We start from the raw sequence: 21,944 nt of genomic DNA on the forward strand, positions 1-21,944 counted from the left end.
ACGATGTTAGTGAGTAGACGAAAAGGACATGCAGCAAATCATATCGTCAGAATCAACGGAAAACGGATGGATCTCAAAGCATTAGAGCAAGTCATGATGCTTCATTTTCCGCTTAAGGAATGTGCCATCATTCCGAAGAAAAATCAAGAAGGCAGTCTATCGCTTGTGCTATTTGCACAGGCGAAGGACCCTTCGCTGACAAGGGAGGACCTGATGAAAGGTCCACTTCACCCTCATGAAGTGCCAGCTGCTCTTGTCTTATTACCTTCTTTGCCAAAGACAGAAAGTGGAGCAGTCGACACAGAGGCACTGCTTTCAATTGAAATCATAGATCAAGAGGAATTAAGAAAGATAGAAGAGCGCACCAAAGCTATAGATGGAGTAGAGGAAGCGGCCGCTTTCATTGAAAGTCAGTCAGAAAAACAAACGCCCTATCACTTAGATGACCTGTTTCCTAATCGACAGCATATTCAAGGGAACGGATCGCTTTCGAAGAAGGAAGCGAGCGAGACAAAGCAATCATCTGTACATGAGAAGCCGCCTGCACTTGTGTATGGCGGAGATGTGATCAAAAAGCCAGGCACACCTGTCACACTGACAGAGGTGCTGATTCGAGCAGCTTTTATGTCACCAGACCGCGGGGTGACTTATTTGAAAGAAGACGGGCATACGTTGACCCAAACCTATCCTGAATTACTAACAAGCGCTGAACGGGTTCTGTCCGGTTTAAGGGCAGCAGGACTGACAAACGGTGATCAAGTGTTACTTCAATTGAAAGATCATCAAGATTTTATCACGGTGTTCTGGGGCTGTATTCTCGGAGGAATCATTCCGACCCCGGTCTCCGTGCCGCCTGTTTATGATGAAATGAATCAAGGTGTAAATAAGCTGAAGGGCGTGTTTCAGCTGCAAAACGAACCTTTCATTATTACGAATGAAGCAAATGCTGAGGACATTGCTGGTCTGCGTGAGACATTTGAAGCAAAGACCATGCCTATCTTAACAATTGAAGCATTGCTGACGTATGAACCAGATGAACAGCATTATGAGCCGGAGCCGGATGAGCCTGTGCTGCAGCTGCTGTCTTCAGGAAGTACGGGTGTACCAAAGTGTATCCGTCATCATCATCAAAGCATTTTATCTAGAATTATTGCTTTTGAGCAGGTAAACGGCTTTACACATGAGGATGTGTCGCTTAACTGGATGCCGCTTGATCATGTTGGTGGAATTGTCATGTTTCATGTACATGACGTCTACCTTGGCTGCCAGCAGATTAGTCCATCCATCGATCAATTTATCGAGCGGCCGATGGTGTGGCTCGATTGGGTAGAAACATACGGTGTGACAAGAACATGGGCGCCAAACTTTGCTTTTGCCATGATGAATGAATATGAGGAGGACATTCGTAAAGGGAGCTGGGACCTGTCTACTCTGACTTATATCATGAATGCAGCGGAAGCAGTTGTCCCGAAAGTCACACAGCGCTTCATGCACATCATGGGTCAGCACAGATTAAGCCGTCATGCGATGGTACCTGCTTACGGCATGTCAGAAACATCCTCAGCCATTGTTCAGTCAAAGAAATTTATGCGGAACGGTGAACAGGATGGCCAGCTGACGATTGATCAAAATTCATTAACAAGTGAGATCGAATATGTGACGCACGATCACCCGAACAAGATGACGTTTACAGAAGTCGGCACACCGATTCCGTCTGTATGGATTCGAATTGTAGATGAGCATCACGAGGTGCTGCCAGAAGATCAGGTTGGGCGCTTGCAGGTGAAGAGTCCAACAATTATGATGGGCTACTATCAAAATGAGGAAGCCAATCAAGAAGTATTTGCGGAAAACGGCTGGTTTCACACGGGGGATTTAGGCTTTATTCACGAAGGGCGTCTCGTTCTGACAGGTCGAGAAAAAGACATCATTGTTATCAACGGCGCTAACTATTTAAATTACGAAATTGAAGCGGTTGTAGAAGAGGTGGACGGGGTTGAAGTCACCTTTGCCGCTGCGTACGGCATTTATAATCCCGAATCAAGCAACGACACGCTTGCTGTCTTTTTTGTCTCACAAAGGGATTCAATAGAGGAACAAATCACAATGATTCAACAGATTAGAGAGGCCATCATTCGAAAAATCGGCATAGAGCCTGATCACATCATTCCGGTGAAAAAAGATCAATTTCCGAAAACGGAGAGTGGGAAAATCCAGCGTGCTCAGTTAGGCGCAGCACTAAAAGATGGAGCCTTCCGTGACATTGAACAGGCACTGGATCTTGCTTCTGAAAATGAACAAACACTCCCAGATTGGTTTTTTAAACGCATTTGGGCTAAGGAGAATATCGGTCCAACTCAGCCTTTTGCTGAACATGTCCTCGTTTTCGAAGATGAAAAAGGACTTTATCAATCGCTTTACGCCCAATTTGAGCAAAAGAATCAGCCATATATTTCTGTGAGAAAAGGGCATGAATTTTTGCGTCTGTCTAAAGGGATGTATCAGATAAACCCGAGAATCAAGGGGGATTACGTCAGGCTCATTGCAGCACTTGAAGCAGATGAACTAAAGACCGGGCGTATGCTCCATCTGTGGAATGTGTCAGACAAAGAAGACATCGTTGATCCTGCGCATTTCAAAGAGCTGCATGCCAGCACCAATCAATCCATTTTGTACTTGTATCAAGCATTGAGACAAGCAAATAAAGAGCCCAGCCGTTTTGTCGTTGTGACAAAAGGTGGACAATTTGTGCAGCCTGAAGACGATCTTCATGTGGAGAAAACGCCGCTTGTAGGTCTATTAAAAACCATTCCGCAAGAATGGGAAGGAGCAGAGGTGTCTCATCTTGAAATTGAAGCGGAGAATGTAGAACAGGATGCCAAGCATATTGCGGATGAATTGTCTGCTATCCATATAAAAGCAGAAGTGTCTTACCGAAATGGGGACAGGTTCGTACCAAAGCTGGAAAAAGTCAATATGATGGAAGCACCTCAAACAGAAGGGTTTTTAGAATATGAAGGTCTTTATTTATTGACTGGAGGACTTGGCGGGATTGGGTTTGAGCTGTCTAAGCAGATGCTCCAATTTGGCTTAAAGCTCGTCTTGATTGGACGGACATCTCTGGAAGGCAGCTTGGAAAAGAAAGAAGCCTTCTCACAGTTAAAAGGTTTTGGTGACGTCATTTATGTCCAAGCGGATGTGACCAACTTATGTGACGTCGAACAGGCGATTTATGAAGCAGAAAAGCATTTTGGACAATCGATCCGAGGTGTGCTGCATTTGGCCGGTGCTGGCAATGTGTCTGAGCATTTTCAGCAGGCGGACAAGTATACACTGGCTCATACGTCAGAAGAGGATTTCACAAAAGAAATGTCAGGGAAAGCAGACGGGGCATGGGTGCTGCAGGAAGCCTTTAAGTATGATCCGACAGTACCGCTTGTCTTTTTTGGATCGGTCAATGGCTTTTTTGGCGGCACGACATTTGGGGCATACTCTGCGGCCAACAGCTTTTTAGATGGACTCGCCCACGCTCTCACCTTTCAACAAGGAAGACGAGCGATCTCATTGAACTTCAGTATGTGGGATAATCTCGGTTTGTCTAAGGGGCATACCGGAGCAGCTCTCACCGTTCGCAAGGGATTTCAATTGATTGGAAAGAAGCAAGGTCTCCATTCTTTATGTCTAGGTGTTCGGCTGAATGAAGCGCATCTATTTATCGGACTGGACGGAGCAAACCGAGACATCGCCGGGTATCTTCAGCCAGCTCCAATACCGGTCTTTGAAAAAAAGCTTTTTTACACTGTTCAGCCTGGCAAAGAAGTGCATGTTGAAGAGATCAAGAGCATCGCAGAAGGCAAATGGGACATTCAGCAAGTACAGGAAATACCGAAAAAACAAGATGGCTCTATTGATCATAAAGCTCTCAAATTGAATCATGACAAAAACGTACAAAGCCTTGAAAAGCAATTGCCAGAAACGAAGACAGAGCAGCGTCTTGCCGTCATATGGGAGGATATTTTAGATGTGGATCGCGTGTACAAAGAGGATCAATTCTTCGACCTTGGCGGACATTCACTAAAAGCGACTCAAACCATTTCTCGGATCAATCATGAATTTTCAATGAAGGCACCTTTAAAAATATTATTTGAAAGCAAACATCTGGCACATCTGGCGCAAATGATTGATGACATCAAAGGGGCGCCAGCCGTTCAGGAAGCTAAAATTCCAAAGCTTGAAAAGAAAACAAGCTATGAGCTGTCACATGCCCAGAAGCGCATTTGGTTCTTATCCACATTAGAAAAGAGCCATCATTACAATATATTAGGTGCTTGGAAGCTGACAGGACCATTACACATTCAAGCATTAACAAAAGCGATTGGCCTTTTAACAAAGCGGCATGAAGCACTTCGGGCAACATTCGAATCACTTGGCGGCAAGCCGGTCCAACTCATTCGAGAAGACCTTCCGCCATCTGTGACTGTGGCAAATTTCTCGTTATTTAATGAAAAAACAAGAGCGAGAAGACTGAAGCAGCTCATTCAGCAAGAGGCAGAACGCGTCTATGATTTAGAAAGAGGACCTCTTGCGCAGTGGACGATAGTAGATATGGGCAAGGAGGAATATTATCTTCTTTGCGCGCAGCATCACATCATTTCAGATGCATGGTCACTCAGCCTGCTCATTCAGGAATTAGAAGTGGCATATGACGCACTGATTGCAGATGAAACGCCGCAGCTCCCAGCCTTAGAAATCGAATGGACAGATTATGTACATTGGGAAAATGAACAATTAAAGCATCATCAAGCAGACAAAACCTATTGGCTCAATACGTTACAAGGTGAACTTCCAGTGCTGGATCTGCCGTTTGATCGCCCTCGTCCGCCAGTTCAAACATTTAACGGTGCTACAGAGCAAATCGTATTGGATGAACCGCTTATCCGCCGCTTGCAGGCTTTGTCTAAGCAGCAGGGCACGACACTGTTCATGACAATGCTGTCTGCGTACTACGTCCTGCTTCACAAGCTGTCCGGACAGACAGATATCATTGTTGGATCGCCTATTGCAGGCCGGGATGCCAAGCAATCAGAGCAGCTCGTTGGGATGTTTGTGAATACACTTGCGCTGAGACAGGACGTCTCAACAGCAGAGACGTTCGCCGATCTCTTGGAAAATGTGAAAGAGATGACATTAAAAGCGTTTGAACATCAGCATTATCCATTTGATAAGCTTGTCGATGACATTTCGTTAGATCGAGATTTAAGCCGGTCACCTATTTTTCAGGCGGCCATGGGGTATGTCACCAATTCGCTTGATGTAAACCTAAAAGGGCTGACAAGTGAACATGTGGTGGTTCATCATACAGTATCTAAATTTGATCTCACCCTGCATGTATTTGAACAGGAAGAGCAGCTGTCGATTCATGTGGAATACAATACGGATTTATTTGATCAAGAGACCATCCATCGTTATATGAACTATTATCTCCATGTGCTAGACGGCATGACGGCTCAGCCTGAGCGTACATTTGCTGATTATTGCTTAATGGACAAAGCGGAACAGGCGGCGATGATTATAGGGAAAAATCAAACGGAAACGCCTTATCCAAAGCGTACGCTTCAAGAATTGTTTGAAGAACAGGTGAAGCGTGATCCGCATCGTATTGCCTTGTCCTATATGGATAAGCATATGACGTATGAAGCCTTAGATAAGAAGGCGACAAAGCTTGCTGCTTACTTGCAGTCAAAAGGAATTGGACCAGGCTCCCTTGTCCCGATGCTTTTTGATCGCTCCTTTGACATGATTGTTTCGGTACTAGGAATCATCAAATCTGGTGCTGCATATGTTCCGATGTCACCTGAATATCCTGATGCACGCATCCGTCTCATCGTTCGTGATACGCAAAGCGATGTGATCATCACCCAGTCTCATTTTGCAGACCGTCTAGTAGACTTTACATGTACAAAGATCGTCATGGACAAGCCAATACAAGAAACAAATGCAGTGTATCAAAGAGAATCATCGATCATAGGTGAAGACCAGATAGCCTATGTTAATTACACATCAGGCTCAACAGGTACACCAAAAGGCGTGATGCTTCCTCATGCAGGAGTTGTCCGCTTGGTTAGAGAAACAAATTATATAAAGCTCGGTCCAGATGACAAAATGCTTCAGCTTTCAAACTATGCTTTTGATGCCTTTACATTTGAATTATGGGGAATGCTGCTGAATGGCGGTCAGCTGATTCTGCTCCCAAAATATGCAGCACTGAATATGGACGAATTAACACAGTTCATCAAAACGCATCAAGTAACCGCCAACTGTCTGCCAACCGCTTTATTTAATCGATTGGTGGAGCATGATCCAAAAAGCGTGGCAGGCTACCGCACATTACTCGTTGGCGGGGAAGCCATGTCTAGTGAGCATGCACGAAAGGCACTGCCGCATATGGAAGGTGTGCTCGTCAATGCTTACGGGCCAACAGAAAACACGACCTTAGCCACAACACATCAAGTCACACACGTGCCAGCAGGTGCAAAATCAGTTCCAATTGGTGTGCCGGTGTCGAACTCAACTGTTGTCATACTGGACGATGCGCTCAACCCAGTACCAGCAGGAGTCAAAGGAGAAATTTATATCGGTGGAACTGGCCTTGCTAAAGGCTACCTTCATGATCCAGAGCGGACAAAGGAGCGGTTTATTGACAATCCTTTTCCTGAACTAAAGGGAGACAAGCTGTATCGCTCAGGCGACCTTGGTACATGGCGGTCAGATGGCACCATTGAATACCTCGGGCGAAAAGATCATCTAGTGAAAATTAGAGGCTACCGAATTGAATGCGGAGAAATTGAAACAGCACTGCTCAAGCATCCACAAGTCAAAGAATGTACAGTCATCGCCAAAACGTATGGCAGCTCAAAAAGGCTGGCAGCCTACCTAGTGACAAACGGAGACAATCCTCTTCCGGGCTGGAAAGCCTTTTTGCAGGAAAGCCTGCCAGGTTATATGATTCCAAGTTACTTTGTCGTACTGGATGAAATGCCGGTGACAACGAACGGGAAGGTTGATCAAAAAGCACTGCCAGAGCCAACAGAAACAATCTCCCTTTCCCAAGATGACGACAAACCGGTCACCGAAACGGAGGAGCGGATTGTCGCAGCTTTCAAGGAGGTGCTTGGTGTGAAGCAAGTAGGTATGCATGACTCCTTCTTTGATCTGGGCGGCGATTCCATCATGAGTATTCAGGCTGTCGCCAAATTAAAAGAAAAAGGTGTTCGTGTTGATCCAAAATGGATTTTTATGCACCCTGCACCTGCGCAATTAGCCGCACATTTGGACGCAGTACCAGAAGCCGCTGAGAACGTCGAAAGGTCTCCGAAGGACTATGTGATCGAGTTGAAAAAAGGCGATTCAGCCGAACCAAGAATATTCTTTGCACCGCCTGCTGGTGGAACGGTGATGGGCTATATTGATGTTGCCAAGCTCATGACACATCAAGGTGCTGTGTACGCCTTGCAGTCTCCCGGCTTATATGAGGATGAAGAGCCGCAATTTCTCCATTACACGGAGCTTGTGACCCTTTTTGTTGAAGCTATTGAAACGTTCTACCGTCCGGGCATTGACTATCTCGCAGGGCATTCAATGGGCGGGCACCTTGCCTACGGAATGAATCAGCGGCTCTCTCATGCAGGAAAAGCACCGAAAGGACTCATCATTTTAGATACGGTGCCAGTGCTAAGAGATGAGGCAGATCAGGCACTTCATGCCGATATGAACGAAGAAGAAGTGAAAATGCTCGCACTTGTCCTTGGAATGGGGAATCTGGTCGGCATTCAGCCAGAAGCTTTACAAGGATTGAGCTTCCAAGAAGTGAAGCAGAAAATACTCAAAGAGGCAGAAAAGGATGAAGTTGTTCATCAATTCATGAATGATCAATATTTAGATAAATATTTGCAAATGCAAACGCATAATACGATCATGTCACAAGCCATTGAATTAGAAAAAGAACCATTCCCTGTGCCATTTTATATTGTCCAAAGTAGTGATCATGCAAGCGATTTCCAGAAGAAGTTCGCAGACTGGGAGGCTTATACGAAAGGATCGTGCGTGTATTACCACATCAAAGGCGACCATGTCACCATGATGAAAAGACCGCAGGCAGATGAACTGGCACGGATTCTTCAAACGATTATAAAGGGGTAAAGACGTATGAATCAGTTATTTAAAACCTTTGAAAAAAAATCAGATCTCATTCAGCTTATATGTTTTCCTTTTGCTGGCGGATATTCCGCCTCATACCGTCCACTCTTTGAACAGCTAAAAGACATGGCCGAAGTCACAGCAGCAGAGCCTCCAGGGCACGGCACCAATCTCATGCCGCTTGAATCAAGCATTGACAGGCTGGCAGAGCTGTATAAAGAAGGACTCACGGACAAATTGAACCGTCCATTTATTCTGTTCGGACATTCAATGGGCGGACTTGTGGTTTACAGACTAACCCAGCTGCTAGAAAAAGAAGGGATCTATCCGGCAGCAGCGGTGATCTCAGCCATTCAGCCCCCGCAAACAAAACGACAGATGCTGACGCATTTATCCAATGACGCATTTGTGCAGCATATTGCCGAAATGGGCGGGATTCCAAAGGAATTACTAGAAAACAAACCAATGATGGATTACTTTACACCATCCTTGCGTGCAGACTACAGGGCACTAGAAACCTTTCAGCACACAGATCAATCGATCATCGACACACCTGTTTATTTATTCAATGGAAAACAAGATGAGAAATGCATGCAGGATGCAAGCGGCTGGCTAAAATGGGCAAAAACCATCGAACGCACCGATTTCGATGGAGGCCACATGTACATCAACACACATCCCGAGCCATTTGCAGAGCAGATGAGACATGTGATTGAGCTTGCAGCCAAGCAGCAATTGATCAAGAATTAAGAAAAAACGACCCATCAATAGGGTCGTTTTTTACTGAGGAATAATACTTGAAAACGCTGATATAGCTAATGAAAATAAGAATAATAAAACGAATGGGATGTAAAATTTATAACTTCTATTTTCTTGATCTTTTAAGTGAGAATAGCACCACACACTAAATGCGACTATAACGAAAATGTTGATGTTCCATAAAAATGGAAGTGTAATCGTGCGTTCAGCATTAGATACCTTTAATAGGTATAAAATAATAACAATCAAGTTGCCTAATAAAATGTAATAGTAAGCTAATATCCCTTTTTTAAAAATATTTTTATAGGAATCTTTTATTCCGAAAATAATAAAACTTAAAAAAATGACTAATGAAAAAAATAAAACTTCAATCATTGGCTTGAATATTTCTCCAATCACAGCAAGTGAAATACCTATCCACTTACTAACTTCAATTACATCTTGATTCCCATCAATTTGTAGCTCTAGTAGATTTTTATTTATTTCATCCATTTTTAATATAGAAAGGATGAAAGCTATTATACCAGAAAGCATACATACTAATAAAATGTGTTTTTTCATAATAGCACCCTTTAACAATATCAAATTTTTATAAAATAAAATTCAATCATCGAAGCAATAAATAATAAGAAAACACCGGTTATAAGCTGACTAGCATAGATTTTTCCTTTTGTTTTAAATGAAATTTTGTTTTTAGATATGATATATCCTATAATCTGTCTTGATATATCAAAAGAGACAAAATAAAAAAGAAACAAACCGAAAATTTCAATCGGAGCGTGGAAAATAATATAGTATAATGCTATATCAATTCCATATATATATGTATACGATATAAAAAATGCACCTAAGAAAAAACCATTTAGAAAAATAATAATGCTAGATAACAAACCTAAACTAACAATGCCAGATATTAATATTAGGAGTGACACAAAAAGGTTATTAAAAAAAATTTCTAGATAGCTATGAATCTCAATGTTGTTTTTCAAATCTATACTATCTATAAATGTTGAAGCAAAAATACTTAAACTAAAACCTCCTAAAAATAATATGATAAAAACTGAAAAATTTTTAAGATAATTTTTCAAAAAATTTCTTTTCGAGTTGATCTTCATGAAAAGTCACTCCTGAAGATTTTTTTTCTGAGTGAATGATACTACCATTATCAATAAAAAGGATTTCATCACATAAGTCTGCAGCAAATTGAATGATATGTGTGGAGAGCAAAATGATTTTGTTGGCATCTCTGAAATTTCTTAAATGTTTTTTCATGTCAGCCATGTTTGTAGGATCAAGACCTGTAAATGGCTCATCTAATAAAATAATGTTTGGATGATGTAATATTGTTAAAATAAAAGACATTCTTTGTCTCATACCTCTTGAAAGAGCAGAGGAACGGCGGTGAATTTGTTCTTCTAATCCATATTTGCTCAATAGATCCTTGATTTGATCATTTTCTAAAGGTTGTTCTACAAGCATAGATTGGTATTTTACAAGTTCAAAACAGGTTAAGTTTTCAAATAGAGTTGGATCGTCTTCCATATATCCGACAGAAGAAAAATTTTGCTTACTATGATTTATTAATATTTGACCTTCATCAGGGTTTATCAATCCAGCTACCATTTCTAAAATAGTCGTTTTTCCAGCACCATTTTTACCTAATAGTCCGATAATTCTACCCTCTTGGAAATGCATCTCAGGGATCATAACTTTAAAGTTAGACTCTTTGTACTCTTTTATTAGACCATGAATTGATAACATACAATCCCTCACTCAAATAATGTTTTAAATGATTTGTAATTTTTGTTGATTGTTCTATCCCAAAATTTAATCATTAAAAATAAAATGATGAAAGAACAAGCAGCCATAACAGAATTTGTTAAAATGAAATATACTGTGCTATATGAGGAAATCACTGATAAAGCTAGAATGAAACCATAACAAATATTTAAAGTCAATTTACTAAGAGAACTTGGAACTTGATAAACAAATTCCCAATTAAAATAAGGAAATACAACAGTAGAACCGACAGTACAAATACCGACGAGAATACAAGTGTTTATTAAAGTAATCATCACGTAAAAAGGCTGATCTAGTTTTAATACAAAGCTTGAAAAAATGATATATAAAATACAAAAAAACAAGTGTAATATAATAGATAAAATAATCTTGTTTTTAATTTTATTTTTCACTAAGTTAGGTAAATTCTGTTTTAAAGGAAGAATGGGGCCATCAATATCAAAAGAGACATATGGTTGTATTGCGTTCGATATAATAATCATTGGAAAAATCACACTAAAAATAAATAAAAAATCATTTTCTATATTCAATGTTTCAAGTTGATTTGTATTAACACCATAAAGAATTAGACCAAATAACCCCCCAGATATTGTTAATATAAATAATAATACTGACCATTGTATAGGAGGATTTCTCATGAGAAGTGTAATTTCATAAAATAAAATATGATTAAACTCTCTAGATGTTCTTTTTCGTTTTTCTTTTAATTCTTTTTGGGAATTAAAAATTGGTACATTACGAACATTTTTCTTCCAATTCATCAATAACAATAAGCTAATAAATGTGAAGGTTAAAATAAAATATATTGAATAACTAGATAAAGAATTTGTTAATAAATTGAATCTAAATACAGTGAAAACCCACAGTGCAATGAGGCCAGTAGTTATATAACCAATACTCGATGAAATTGAGAAAAACTTTGGGTTAGAAAGTAGCAACAAGACATGTAATCTAAGTAAGTAACCTATAATAAAAGACGAGGCTGCCAAAGCAGCGATTGTAAAAGATCCCTCATACCCATTTATAATTAAATTTGCTAAGTAAGACCCTAAAATTAAGAATAATACACCCACAATAGTACTGAAAAACTTACTCATATCTTTACTGAAGATATATTGATCTAGATGAACTTTTAAAATAGCCATCTGTTTTTTATCAGTAGAGAAAAGTATTCTCATCAAACTTTTATCAATATTAACTGTAAACATAAATATAAACAGCGATAAATAGATTATTGTTAAATCCTTAACGAAAAAAGGAGTTAATATACCTAGTAATAGCGGTGTTATTATGTATAAGAAAGCAAAAAACACAAAAATGAGAGCATTATTTCGTTGGTGTCTTCTTAGATCATTGATTAACAACATTTTTGTATATGTTAAATATTTATGCATTTACAACACTTCCATTTTAAAGGTGTATAGAGAAGGCTGTTACACCTTCTCTATTAAATCTTTTTTAGAAAGAAATAGCGTATTTCACTCCGTATTTTCTAGCATAACTAATGACCAGAGAAGCAATAGCACCAAGTCCAAAAGTACCTAAGACAGCAGCAACAGCACCCACTGTACCTGCTGCATTTAGAATTGCACTAACAGAAGTTATAGCCCAGCCAGGTATTTGAGGATAGTTTGCTACTAGATTTGCAAAAGGTGTAACTGGTTCAAGAGTCAATAAAATCATAGTTGTTAAAGTTAGAGTGAAAATAAGACTCAAGCCTACAATTGCAAAAAATCTATTTTTTAAACTCAATTCCATAATTAACACCCCCTCCCTTGCTTATATACCCATATTATACAAAAAAAGGATATTAAATAAATGGGTTTTTTATACTGTATTTTATTTCTCTGTAACGAAAGAGTAATATTTTGATAAAATGTGAGGAAAGATAATGAATTTACTAGAGAATTATTAGCATATAAATCGTTTTTTTAATTGATAATGACATTTCTTCAGTAACTAGCTATGAAATACAAGGTGAAAACACTAAATATATTTATTGAAATTTAATTCGGACGAAAAAAGAAGCTTTTTAGGATAATACAAGACAAGCAACAATTGATCAGACATTAAAAAAGAAAGCGGCTCTCTTTAAAGAGGCCGCTTTTTCTTATGAATTCGGTTTCTTTACCACATTCCCGCCAATCACCCCGCCAATGACCAGCACCCCTCCGAGGAAATGATACCAATCAATCGTTTCGTGTAAAATGAGAACCCCGGCGGCGACTGTGATAAACGCGGATAAATTATTAAAGATGCTGACCTTTGCCGCTTCTAGGTGCGAGAGTGCATAGTTTGATAAATACGCCGTGAGAAGCGATGAAAGAATACCTAAAAAGAGCATCGACCATACAAAGGATGCATCTGTAAATGGACTGAAAAACTCCGGCAATGAGCCATTGGTCGAATGCCGGATAAGCGCAGCGGCATTGAAAAAGACAAAGCCAAAGAAGGTCATCACAAAGGTGAGTTCGATCACATGGAATCGTTTTGTAATCACTCTAGCAAACACACTATATGCACTGGATGACAAGGCTGAAAGTAAAATCAGCACATAGCCGATGAAGTGAGAATGCTGGACATCAATTCCCTTCATGACAAAGAGAAGCATCACCCCGCACACAGAAAGAAGGGTAAACAGCACTTGTATCCATGTCGCACGTTCCTTTAAAAACCAGGCTGCCAGCAGCATCGTCAAAATGGGAATCGTTGCTTGAATGATGCCAGCCTCTGAAGAAGATGTATACATCAATCCCCACACTTGAAAAGCAAAGAACAAAACAGGATAAAGCAAGGAAAACGGTACGATATAAATGAGATCACGCCATTGAATGGATATGCGATTCTTCTTTCGTAAAAATGGATACAGCAATAGAGCGGCTGAAAAAGAAACAGTAAAGCGGTGTGCCAATAAATCGATTGGGTTTGCTGATTCTAATGCTATTTTGACAAACAAAAAGGAAAAACCAATGATAGAGGCATATGCGATCGCAGCAGCATACGCTTTTTGTTTTGAAATATTCATAACGTGACTCCTTACATGAGCATGCATGCTTCAAATGAATTGACCGGTTCTGTTCTTCTATCGTAATCGGAACATCTAACGTGTACAATAAGAGAACATAATATCTGTACCGGTACAAGGAGGAAAAGGCGTGAGGAAATATGATCAGCTTGTCTTGAGTTTAAAAGAAAAAATGGATTCAGGGGAGTACAGCGCTGGAATGAAAATTCCCTCCATTCGCCACTTAGCGGCTCAATATGCAGTGAGTAAAAGCACTGTTATCAAAGCGCTAGACACATTGGAGCGTGAACATCTGCTGTATTCTGTAGAAAGAAGCGGCTATTATGTCGTGAAAACGAAGCAATCAGTTGGTAAGCAGGATGGCACATGGATTGATTTTGCTTCCTCTGCACCTGATCCCGTGGTGTTTCCGTATGTCGATTTTCAGCACTGCATCAATCAAGCGATCGATTTGTATCAAAACGACTTATTTATTTACGGCACAGCCAACGGTTTACCATCTCTGCTGCCAGTCATTTCAAAGCGATTAATGGATTATCAAGTGTTTGCTCAACCAGAACAGATCGTCATGACCTCTGGTATTCAGCTCGCGTTATCCATTTTAAGCACCATCCCTTTTCCGAATGGAAAACAAACTATACTTGTAGAACAGCCGGGTTATCACTTATATCTCCAATATTTAGAGAAAAACCAATTGCCTGTGCGCGGAATTCAGCGGACGGAAAAAGGGATCGATCTGATCGAATTAGAGCGTATCTTTCGAGAAGAGGAGATTCGTTTTTTCTATACGATGCCACGATTTCAAAACCCGCTTGGAACGAGTTTATCAAAGCAAGAAAAAAGAGCGATAGCAGCCCTTGCAGAGAAATATGATGTCTACATTGTTGAGGATGATTATATAGCAGATTTAGAATTCGACACAAAAAGAGACCCGATTTATTCATACGATCAGGCAGGAAAGGTTATTTATTTGAAAAGCTTTTCTAAAATCATTTTTCCGGGGCTGCGAACAGGAGCGGTCGTCTTACCTGAAGAACTGATTACTCCTTTTAGCGAACACAAACGGCTCATTGATATCGACAGCTCTATGCTGTCCCAGGCAGCTTTAGAAATATATTTAAAAAGCGGGATGTTTGAGCGGCATAGAGACAGAATGCGGGCGAGCTATCGAAATCGCTCCAAGCAGCTCGTAGCAAGTTTAAAAAATGATCAGGGCGCTTATCAGCTGGGAGAACAGGAGCCGGCTACCCATACACATGTACGTGTCGACCGGTCGATTCCCATGAACCAGCTCATTCAGCAGCTGAAAAAGGCATCTGTTTCCATTCAGCCAATTGACCGCCATTACCTGAAGGCCTATCAAAAGGACCCGATTTTTCAGCTGAACATCTGGCAGGTGAAAGAAGAGCAGATCACACGCGGAGTCGATCTATTAAAGACGGTATTTCAGCAAATCACGCGTTATTAAAGGCGGGACAGTACATCACTGCAAGTGAGTCTCTCAACGCTATCAGCCGCAGCAGACTTTCGTGTGCATACCGCCATTTGGTAGGCAGGATCAATTGAATATGTTTGAACAAAGCAAGGCGTTTCATGATCAGGTAATGTCAACGTAGCCTGTCCATCCTCTGAAAGACGGGCTGTAAAGGACGAAAGACCATAGGATAATCCTTTTCCAGTCAGTTTGATAAAAGCCTCCTTCATTGACCATAGATGAAAGAAATAGGCTTCCTGCCGCTCTGCCGGCTGTGAGAGTAAATCCTGATACTCATCCGCTGAAAAAAATCGCTTGGCAATCGCCAGATCAATAGGTTTGATTTCCTCAATATCAATGCCAACAGGTGCATCATCTACTGCGCAAACGACCCAATCGCCAGAATGAGAAAGATTAAAATGAAAAGAAGGAAGCTGCCGGACGACAGGCTTGCCATTGCCCTCAGTTTCAAAAACGATCTGATCCATAGGCAGATCGTACATATCATGTATCGTTTGACGAACCAGCACCTCACCTAACAAGGTTCTTCTGGCATCGATCAAAAAACGAAAGCGATCAGCCGCTACACGCTTTTCAGATGACACAAAGAGCTTCAAACGCTCTATTTGTTGTTGTGCATTGATTTCATCTAAGTGTTGTAATTGGATAGCAAATATCTTCATAACGAACCTCTAATTTTTTACATTCATTGTACCATTGGAGAGTGACGTGCAAAAGGGTCCATTAATGTAAAAAGGACAGCGAGCCTCGCTGCTTTTATGTCTGTTTCATAATGTGTACACCATTCGGATCAATTGTCTCCATTTTATCAATATCCGTCATGACCACATCAAGCAGGGAAAGGCGTTCTCCTTTTTGCCAGTGAATGGGCTGATTCAAAGGTGATAGCAGCTGATCCACTTTAGGTGTCTGTGACAAATCAGGAATAGCAATTGTCATAGCATGCAGCGCATCGTTTCCAGTTTCAATGACATCTGTACGCCGCTGTAATTCAAGCCTTAAACGAAGAGGTGTCGAAAGAAACGTTCTCCGTTCCCCTTCTTGGACAGGCCAGTTTAATTCTTTAGCTTGTGCAAGCAGCTGATCATATTCTTCGTTTGGGACAAGGAAGCCGATGTGATCAAACAAGACTTTTTTACTATATCCGAATGTGATATTGATCTGACCTTTTCTCATTTCGATGATTCGAAAGGTCGGCTGCTTATCTCTAAAATCATCCCATGTGAGCGGGGGATGAAAGGAACCATCCTTTGTGAAACGTCCTTTTACCTCAAAGCCCAGCGAACGATACGCTTGTTCTGTCTCTTCAACAAATGGTGTCCAGTAATGATAGTGGAAAAGCTGCATGAGATCTCCAACTCCTATGTATGAATATTCTGTTTTTTTATTTTAACACAAGAAAAGCCATTCTGATCTTAGAATGGCTTGTTCTCATCTAGTAAGGGTTTGAACAGGTTTCTCTGCTGTTTTTGTAATGAGCAGCTGCAGGAGTCGTGTCGATTGCGGCAAGGAAAAACGAAGGACAAGACCTGTGAAGATCGCAGTCAAAATCGTTCCAATGCCAATCGGTCCGCCGAGCATCCATGCAAATAAAAGCACTGTTAACTCAATGCCATTTCGAACCCACTGTACGTTCAGTCCCGTTTTCGCTGAGATGAGCAGCATTAATGAATCCCTTGGCCCAGCGCCAAGATTGGCTGAGACATAAATGCCAACACCGTATCCAGAAACTACAACACCCGTAATAAATACATATAAAGCCGGTAAATACCCATGTGGTGCAGGTAATATCGCATTAAAGAAATCAATAAACACACCAATCAGCACCATATTCAGTAAAGCGCCGATCTTTGGAAAAGATTTCGTGAAAAAAGAAGTCAGTGTCACAATAAGTGCACCAATGATAATGGACCATTGTCCAATTGTGAGTCCAAAATGCTGAAACAGTCCGTAGTGGAAAGCGTCCCAAGGACCAATCCCAAGGATCTTCCCTTTCACTGTCAGCGATAGTCCAAAAGCTAGTACGATCAATCCAACAAAATAAAAAAACCAACGTAAAAGATGTTCCCGCTTCAAAAGCATTCCCTTCTTTCTTAAACACTCGATTTCCATCGTAACATACTCTCACACCCCTTTAAATGGCTTTGCTCAATTGTAATCGCTTACTCCAAAAAGAATTTTTTTGATTTGTAAAGGTCAAAACATCAAAACAAACAGCAAGACTTTCGAATTGTTTTTTTTACCAAACCAAGCCATTAATTCCCTCCTTTTAAAAGAAAAAGAAAAAAATTCAATATATTTTGACAAAAAAATAATCTAAACCAATTAAAGAATAATTATCTTTAGATAGAAGAGATTGTATGTAAACTGTGTCATTAGACCTGTTGAAAAATACGGAGGTTTACTATAAAAAAAGATCATTTTATTGGAAAAAACATATGCAAAACAAACGTTGAGAGGCACCTGTTACTAAATGACTATTTTTGTCGAAAATAGTCATTTAGTCATGTTGTTACTTTTGAAATGTTACTGATATTCTTTACCAAAGTGTGGGAGGTGAACTGGTACATACCATTACGATATAAAGCAAGAAAAAGGGGAGGTCAAAAAATGAATATATTGAAAAGAACAAGTCAATTATTTCTTATATTAATGCTGATTGCTGGAAATTTATTAACAGTTTCACCGGTAGTGACGAAAGCCGCGGGGACGGTTGTTGTGAACAATACGGATTCCTATATGTTTGGGAGTAGACCGCTGGTTCTTCAGCAGCTTGATGGAAATAACCCAACAAACGTAAAAGCTAGTGTACAGGTGAAAGGAATCGATGTAGGTGCAGTGAATGGTGTTGCTGTAAGTGATCGAGAAAATGTTGTATATGCAACTGCAGATAATGTCGGTAGCCCTAGTCTATATAAAATAAATGCGACCTCAGGGCAGGCAGAGATCGTAACCAAATTACCTGAAGGTGCTACTAATGCCGTTGTGTATCAAGATAAATATATATATTCTTATGCTTCTAATGGTGAGTATTTCCTTGGAACGTACGATTTAGTTACGGGTAAAAAAACGGCCAAAAAAATCGTAGGCTATGAGATTGGGTCTGGCGTTGGCGGAGACCTTGTCGTTGATAAGGACGGTTATCTTTGGTTCGCATCCAATGGCAGTGGTGCCATTGCACAAATGAACCCTGATACAGCAGAGGTCATTCGTGTCATTCCAATTAAAAATGCGGATGGTAAAACGATTGACGGAGGCGTTCGGGGAATTAGCTTTTTGCCAAATGGACAAATGCTATTACAGTCAGGATTAAATGAATCCATTGGTCATTCCACTCTTTTTACACTTGATGCGAAAACATTAAGTACAACATATATGGGCACTGTAGGTGATACATTATCTTACGACCTAGCTTCACGTGTAAAACCAGAATTTGATCCATATCCACCAGAGCTTGAATCAGAAAAATCAGTTATCTTACAGAAAAAAGCAGAGGGCAACACAGATGAGAAGCATCCAGAAGTAGGCGATACCCTTCTTTATACAATTAGAGCCAAAAATACAGTACAATACGGCATTCTTAAAAATCTAATCATTTCAGATCAGCTTCCAAGCAGTTTAAGCTATGTTGCAGGCTCACTTAAGGTAGATGGTGCCAGTGTAACAGATGCAAAAGATCAAGACAAAGGTGATTATACAAACGGCACTGTTGCAGGACAAGTAGGTGACGTGAAAGATACCGATTGGCACACTGTGACATTTGAAGCGACAGTAGGAAAAGGTCAGGCAGGCAAGGATATTAAAAATACTGCCAATGTAAAAGGGGAGAACACACCACCAGGCAATCCAACAACAGATATAGAAATCTATCCTCGAGATCCAAAACTTGAATCAGAAAAATCGGCGGTCTTGCAGAAAAAAGCAGAGGGCAACACAGATGAGAAGCATCCAGAAGTAGGCGACACATTGCTTTATACCATCCAAGCCCGTAATGCTGTTGAAGATAGCTTCATTGAAGATCTTGTCATTTCTGATAATTTACCTCAAGGATTATCATATGTACCAAATTCACTTAAGGTAGATGGAAACCCAGTCACGGATACAAAAGATGATGACAACGGAGATATAACAGACGGCACTGTTACTGGAACGTTCGGTGAAGTGAAAGATGCGAAGTGGCATACAGTGACGTTCGAAGTGACGGTTAACAAAGGCCAGGCAGGCAAAGACATTCAAAATACAGCGAGTGTCACAGGCGGTAACACACCACCAGAGAAACCGACAACAAAAACAGAAATCTATCCTCGTGACCCGAAGCTAACATCAGAAAAATCAGCCGTCTTACAGAAAAAAGCAGAAGGTAACACAGATGAGAAGCATCCAGAGGTTGGTGACACTCTTCTTTATACAATTAAAACAAAGAATACGAAAGAAGACAGTCTCGTTGAAAACTTAGTGATCTCAGATGAACTGCCGGAAGGATTGGCGTATGTACCGAATTCACTACAGGTGGATGGAGATACAGTTACAGACGCAAAGGATGACGATAACGGAGACTTTACAAACGGAGCCATTTCAGGACAATTTGGCGACATTAAGGATACAGATTGGCATACGGTGACGTTTGAAGTGACGGTTGAAAAAGGACAATCAGGCAAAGACATTCAAAATACAGCCAATGTCACAGGGGGCAACACACCACCAGAGAAACCGACAACAAAAACAGAAATCTATCCGCGAGATCCAAAGCTCGAATCAGAAAAATCAGCGGTCTTGCAGAAAAAAGCAGAAGGTAACAAAGATGAGAAACATCCAGAAGTAGGCGATACCCTTCTTTATACGATTAAAACAAAGAATACGATAGAAGACAGTTTGATTAAAGATTTAGTCATTTCAGACCAATTACCAAAAGGACTGAAGTATGTCACTGGATCCCTGCAAATTGATGGAGAATCCGTCACGGACGTAAAAGACGATGATAGCGGAGACTACACAGATGGAAAGGTTACAGGATCTTTTGGTGATGTGAAGGATACGGACTGGCACAACGTGACGTTTGAAGTAACAGTTGAAAAGGGACAGGCTGGTCAAGACATTCAAAACACAGCTAGCGTCACAGGCGAAAACACACCGCCAGAAAAGCCATCAACCGAAACAAAAATTTACCCTCGTGACCCAAAACTAACATCAGAAAAATCAGCGGACATTCAAAAAAAGGCTGAGGGCAACACAGATAAAAAGACACCACAGGTCGGCGATACCCTTCTTTATACGATCAAAACAAAGAATCTTGAAGAAGACAGCATCGTCAACAATCTCGTGATTTCTGATGAACTACCAGAAGGTCTTGAATATGTCGAAGGTTCACTAAAAGTGGATGGACAAGCCGCGACAGATGCAAAAGATGAAGACAACGGAGACTACACAAAAGGCATAGTAACCGGTCAATTTGGCGATATCAAAGATACGGACTGGCATACAGTGACCTTTGAAGCGAAAGTCGCAAAAGGCCAATCAGGTAAAAGCATTCAAAACACAGCGAAAGTAACAGGCGAAAACACGCCGCCAGAAGAGCCATCAACCGAAACAAAAATTGATCCAAGAGATCCAAAGCTTGAATCAGAAAAAACATCTGAAATCTCTCAAAAAGCAAAAGGCAATACAGATGAAAAACAAGTACAGGCAGGCGACACTCTTCTTTACACCATCAAAACAAAAAATAGTGTAGAAGATAGTGTCATCCAAGATCTAGTCATCGCAGATAAACTGCCAGAAGGTCTTGAATATGTCGAAGGGTCGCTAAAAGTGGATGGACAAGCCGCGACAGATGCAAAAGATGACGACAACGGAGATTACACAAAAGGCACAGTAACCGGTCAATTTGGCGATATCAAAGATACAGACTGGCATACAGTGACCTTTGAAGCGAAAGTCGCAAAAGGCCAATCAGGTAAAAGCATTCAAAACACAGCGAAAGTAACAGGCGAAAACACGCCGCCAGAAGAGCCAAAAACAGAAACAAAAATTGATCCAAGAGATCCAAAGCTTGAATCAGAAAAAACATCTGAGATCTCTCAAAAAGCAAAAGGCAATACAGATGAAAAACAAGTACAGGCAGGCGACACGCTCCTTTACACCATCAAAACAAAAAATAGTGTAGAAGACAGTGTCATCAAAGATCTAGTCATCGCAGATAAACTGCCAGAAGGTCTTGAATATGTCGAAGGTTCACTAAAAGTAGATGGACAAGCCGCAACAGATGCAAAAGATGACGACAATGGAGATTACACAAAAGGCACAGTAACCGGTCAATTTGGCGATATCAAAGATACAGATTGGCATACAGTCACATTTAAGGCGAAGGTTTCCAAAGGATCTGAAGGGAAAACCATTCAAAATATCGCAGTCGTAAGTGGTGAGAATGTAGACGATCCAGACAACCCTGAAAACTCAACAACTGTAGAACCACCGCATAAGCCAGAGGTGCCAGCAAATCCGGATACGCCTACTAATCCAGATACGCCTTCTAATTCAGAAACGGAGACACCTGGTCATCATCTTCCGAATACTGCAACTGCGATGTACAACCTTTTACTAGCAGGTTTTGCACTCGTATTAATAGGTGCAGCTCTTATCGTCTGGAACAGAAGAAAAAGAAACGGATAACCG

The 21,944-nt window shown here is 40.7% G+C and carries 13 protein-coding genes; 4 read left to right on the forward strand and 9 right to left on the reverse strand.

What is annotated here, in order from left to right; translation table 11 throughout:
• The first annotated feature begins 3 nt into the window (after positions 1-3).
• Positions 4-8,199 (forward strand): amino acid adenylation domain-containing protein, encoded by an 8,196-nt coding sequence (locus ACN6NB_RS01830; protein ID WP_474253207.1) that lies wholly within the window; start codon positions 4-6, stop codon positions 8,197-8,199.
• A 6-nt stretch (positions 8,200-8,205) separates the two neighbouring features.
• The gene (locus ACN6NB_RS01835; protein ID WP_144490716.1) at positions 8,206-8,946 is read left to right on the forward strand and encodes a thioesterase II family protein; all 741 of its coding nucleotides are present in this window, start codon (positions 8,206-8,208) and stop codon (positions 8,944-8,946) included.
• Positions 8,947-8,976: 30 nt separating this feature from the next.
• Here ACN6NB_RS01835 and ACN6NB_RS01840 read toward each other — a convergent pair whose 3' ends face one another.
• From ACN6NB_RS01840 to ACN6NB_RS01865, 6 genes are all read right to left on the reverse strand, one after another.
• Positions 8,977-9,516 (reverse strand): hypothetical protein, encoded by a 540-nt coding sequence (locus tag ACN6NB_RS01840; protein WP_075610865.1) that lies wholly within the window; start codon positions 9,514-9,516, stop codon positions 8,977-8,979.
• A gap of 20 nt (positions 9,517-9,536) precedes the next feature.
• Entirely contained in the window at positions 9,537-10,070 is a 534-nt protein-coding gene (locus ACN6NB_RS01845) for a stage II sporulation protein M (RefSeq protein ID WP_073979274.1), read from the reverse strand.
• Positions 10,027-10,716: an ABC transporter ATP-binding protein gene (locus ACN6NB_RS01850; protein WP_126682190.1), complete on the reverse strand. Its 690-nt coding sequence runs from the start codon at positions 10,714-10,716 to the stop codon at positions 10,027-10,029. The genes ACN6NB_RS01845 and ACN6NB_RS01850 overlap by 44 nt, the downstream gene beginning before the upstream one ends.
• A gap of 8 nt (positions 10,717-10,724) precedes the next feature.
• On the reverse strand, positions 10,725-12,149 hold the full coding sequence (locus ACN6NB_RS01855) for a hypothetical protein (RefSeq protein WP_144491722.1): 1,425 nt from the start codon (positions 12,147-12,149) through the stop codon (positions 10,725-10,727).
• 64 nt (positions 12,150-12,213) lie between these two features.
• Positions 12,214-12,513, reverse strand: a complete 300-nt coding sequence (locus tag ACN6NB_RS01860; protein WP_024427284.1) for a hypothetical protein — start codon at positions 12,511-12,513, stop codon at positions 12,214-12,216.
• Between the two features lie 352 nt (positions 12,514-12,865).
• On the reverse strand, positions 12,866-13,780 hold the full coding sequence (locus tag ACN6NB_RS01865) for a DMT family transporter (RefSeq protein WP_144491723.1): 915 nt from the start codon (positions 13,778-13,780) through the stop codon (positions 12,866-12,868).
• 130 nt (positions 13,781-13,910) lie between these two features.
• Between ACN6NB_RS01865 and ACN6NB_RS01870 the strand changes: the two genes are divergently transcribed.
• Entirely contained in the window at positions 13,911-15,248 is a 1,338-nt protein-coding gene (locus ACN6NB_RS01870; RefSeq protein WP_073979277.1) for an aminotransferase-like domain-containing protein, read from the forward strand.
• Here the strand turns inward: ACN6NB_RS01870 and ACN6NB_RS01875 are convergent.
• The 3 genes from ACN6NB_RS01875 to ACN6NB_RS01885 all read right to left on the reverse strand — a co-directional run bounded on the left by ACN6NB_RS01875 (position 15,245) and on the right by ACN6NB_RS01885 (position 17,351).
• Positions 15,245-15,937 carry a 4'-phosphopantetheinyl transferase family protein gene (locus tag ACN6NB_RS01875; RefSeq protein WP_073979278.1) on the reverse strand — a complete coding sequence of 231 codons (693 nt, stop codon included), beginning with the start codon at positions 15,935-15,937 and terminating at the stop codon, positions 15,245-15,247. The two genes, ACN6NB_RS01870 and ACN6NB_RS01875, sit on opposite strands and share 4 nt — an antisense overlap.
• Positions 15,938-16,031: 94 nt before the next feature.
• Positions 16,032-16,622 (reverse strand): hypothetical protein, encoded by a 591-nt coding sequence (locus tag ACN6NB_RS01880; RefSeq protein WP_144491724.1) that lies wholly within the window; start codon positions 16,620-16,622, stop codon positions 16,032-16,034.
• An 84-nt stretch (positions 16,623-16,706) separates the two neighbouring features.
• Positions 16,707-17,351, reverse strand: coding sequence for a YczE/YyaS/YitT family protein (locus ACN6NB_RS01885; protein WP_099662957.1), 645 nt, complete (start codon positions 17,349-17,351; stop codon positions 16,707-16,709).
• A 534-nt stretch (positions 17,352-17,885) separates the two neighbouring features.
• On the opposite strand from ACN6NB_RS01885, the gene ACN6NB_RS01890 reads away from it, so the two are divergent.
• Positions 17,886-21,941: an isopeptide-forming domain-containing fimbrial protein gene (locus tag ACN6NB_RS01890; protein ID WP_474253208.1), complete on the forward strand. Its 4,056-nt coding sequence runs from the start codon at positions 17,886-17,888 to the stop codon at positions 21,939-21,941.
• The last annotated feature ends 3 nt before the right edge of the window (positions 21,942-21,944 follow it).

The organism is Bacillus sp. 11B20, from assembly GCF_056098985.1.

What these genes read in the sequence shown, in the direction of transcription:
- ACN6NB_RS01830 (WP_474253207.1), top strand. Translation starts at nt 4, where the DNA reads ATGTTAGTGAGTAGACGAAAAGGACATGCAGCAAATCATATCGTCAGA.
- ACN6NB_RS01835 (WP_144490716.1), top strand. Translation starts at nt 8,206, where the DNA reads ATGAATCAGTTATTTAAAACCTTTGAAAAAAAATCAGATCTCATTCAG.
- ACN6NB_RS01840 (WP_075610865.1), bottom strand. Translation starts at nt 9,516, where the DNA reads ATGAAAAAACACATTTTATTAGTATGTATGCTTTCTGGTATAATAGCT.
- ACN6NB_RS01845 (WP_073979274.1), bottom strand. Translation starts at nt 10,070, where the DNA reads ATGAAGATCAACTCGAAAAGAAATTTTTTGAAAAATTATCTTAAAAAT.
- ACN6NB_RS01850 (WP_126682190.1), bottom strand. Translation starts at nt 10,716, where the DNA reads ATGTTATCAATTCATGGTCTAATAAAAGAGTACAAAGAGTCTAACTTT.
- ACN6NB_RS01855 (WP_144491722.1), bottom strand. Translation starts at nt 12,149, where the DNA reads ATGCATAAATATTTAACATATACAAAAATGTTGTTAATCAATGATCTA.
- ACN6NB_RS01860 (WP_024427284.1), bottom strand. Translation starts at nt 12,513, where the DNA reads ATGGAATTGAGTTTAAAAAATAGATTTTTTGCAATTGTAGGCTTGAGT.
- ACN6NB_RS01865 (WP_144491723.1), bottom strand. Translation starts at nt 13,780, where the DNA reads ATGAATATTTCAAAACAAAAAGCGTATGCTGCTGCGATCGCATATGCC.
- ACN6NB_RS01875 (WP_073979278.1), bottom strand. Translation starts at nt 15,937, where the DNA reads ATGAAGATATTTGCTATCCAATTACAACACTTAGATGAAATCAATGCA.
- ACN6NB_RS01880 (WP_144491724.1), bottom strand. Translation starts at nt 16,622, where the DNA reads ATGCAGCTTTTCCACTATCATTACTGGACACCATTTGTTGAAGAGACA.
- ACN6NB_RS01890 (WP_474253208.1), top strand. Translation starts at nt 17,886, where the DNA reads ATGAATATATTGAAAAGAACAAGTCAATTATTTCTTATATTAATGCTG.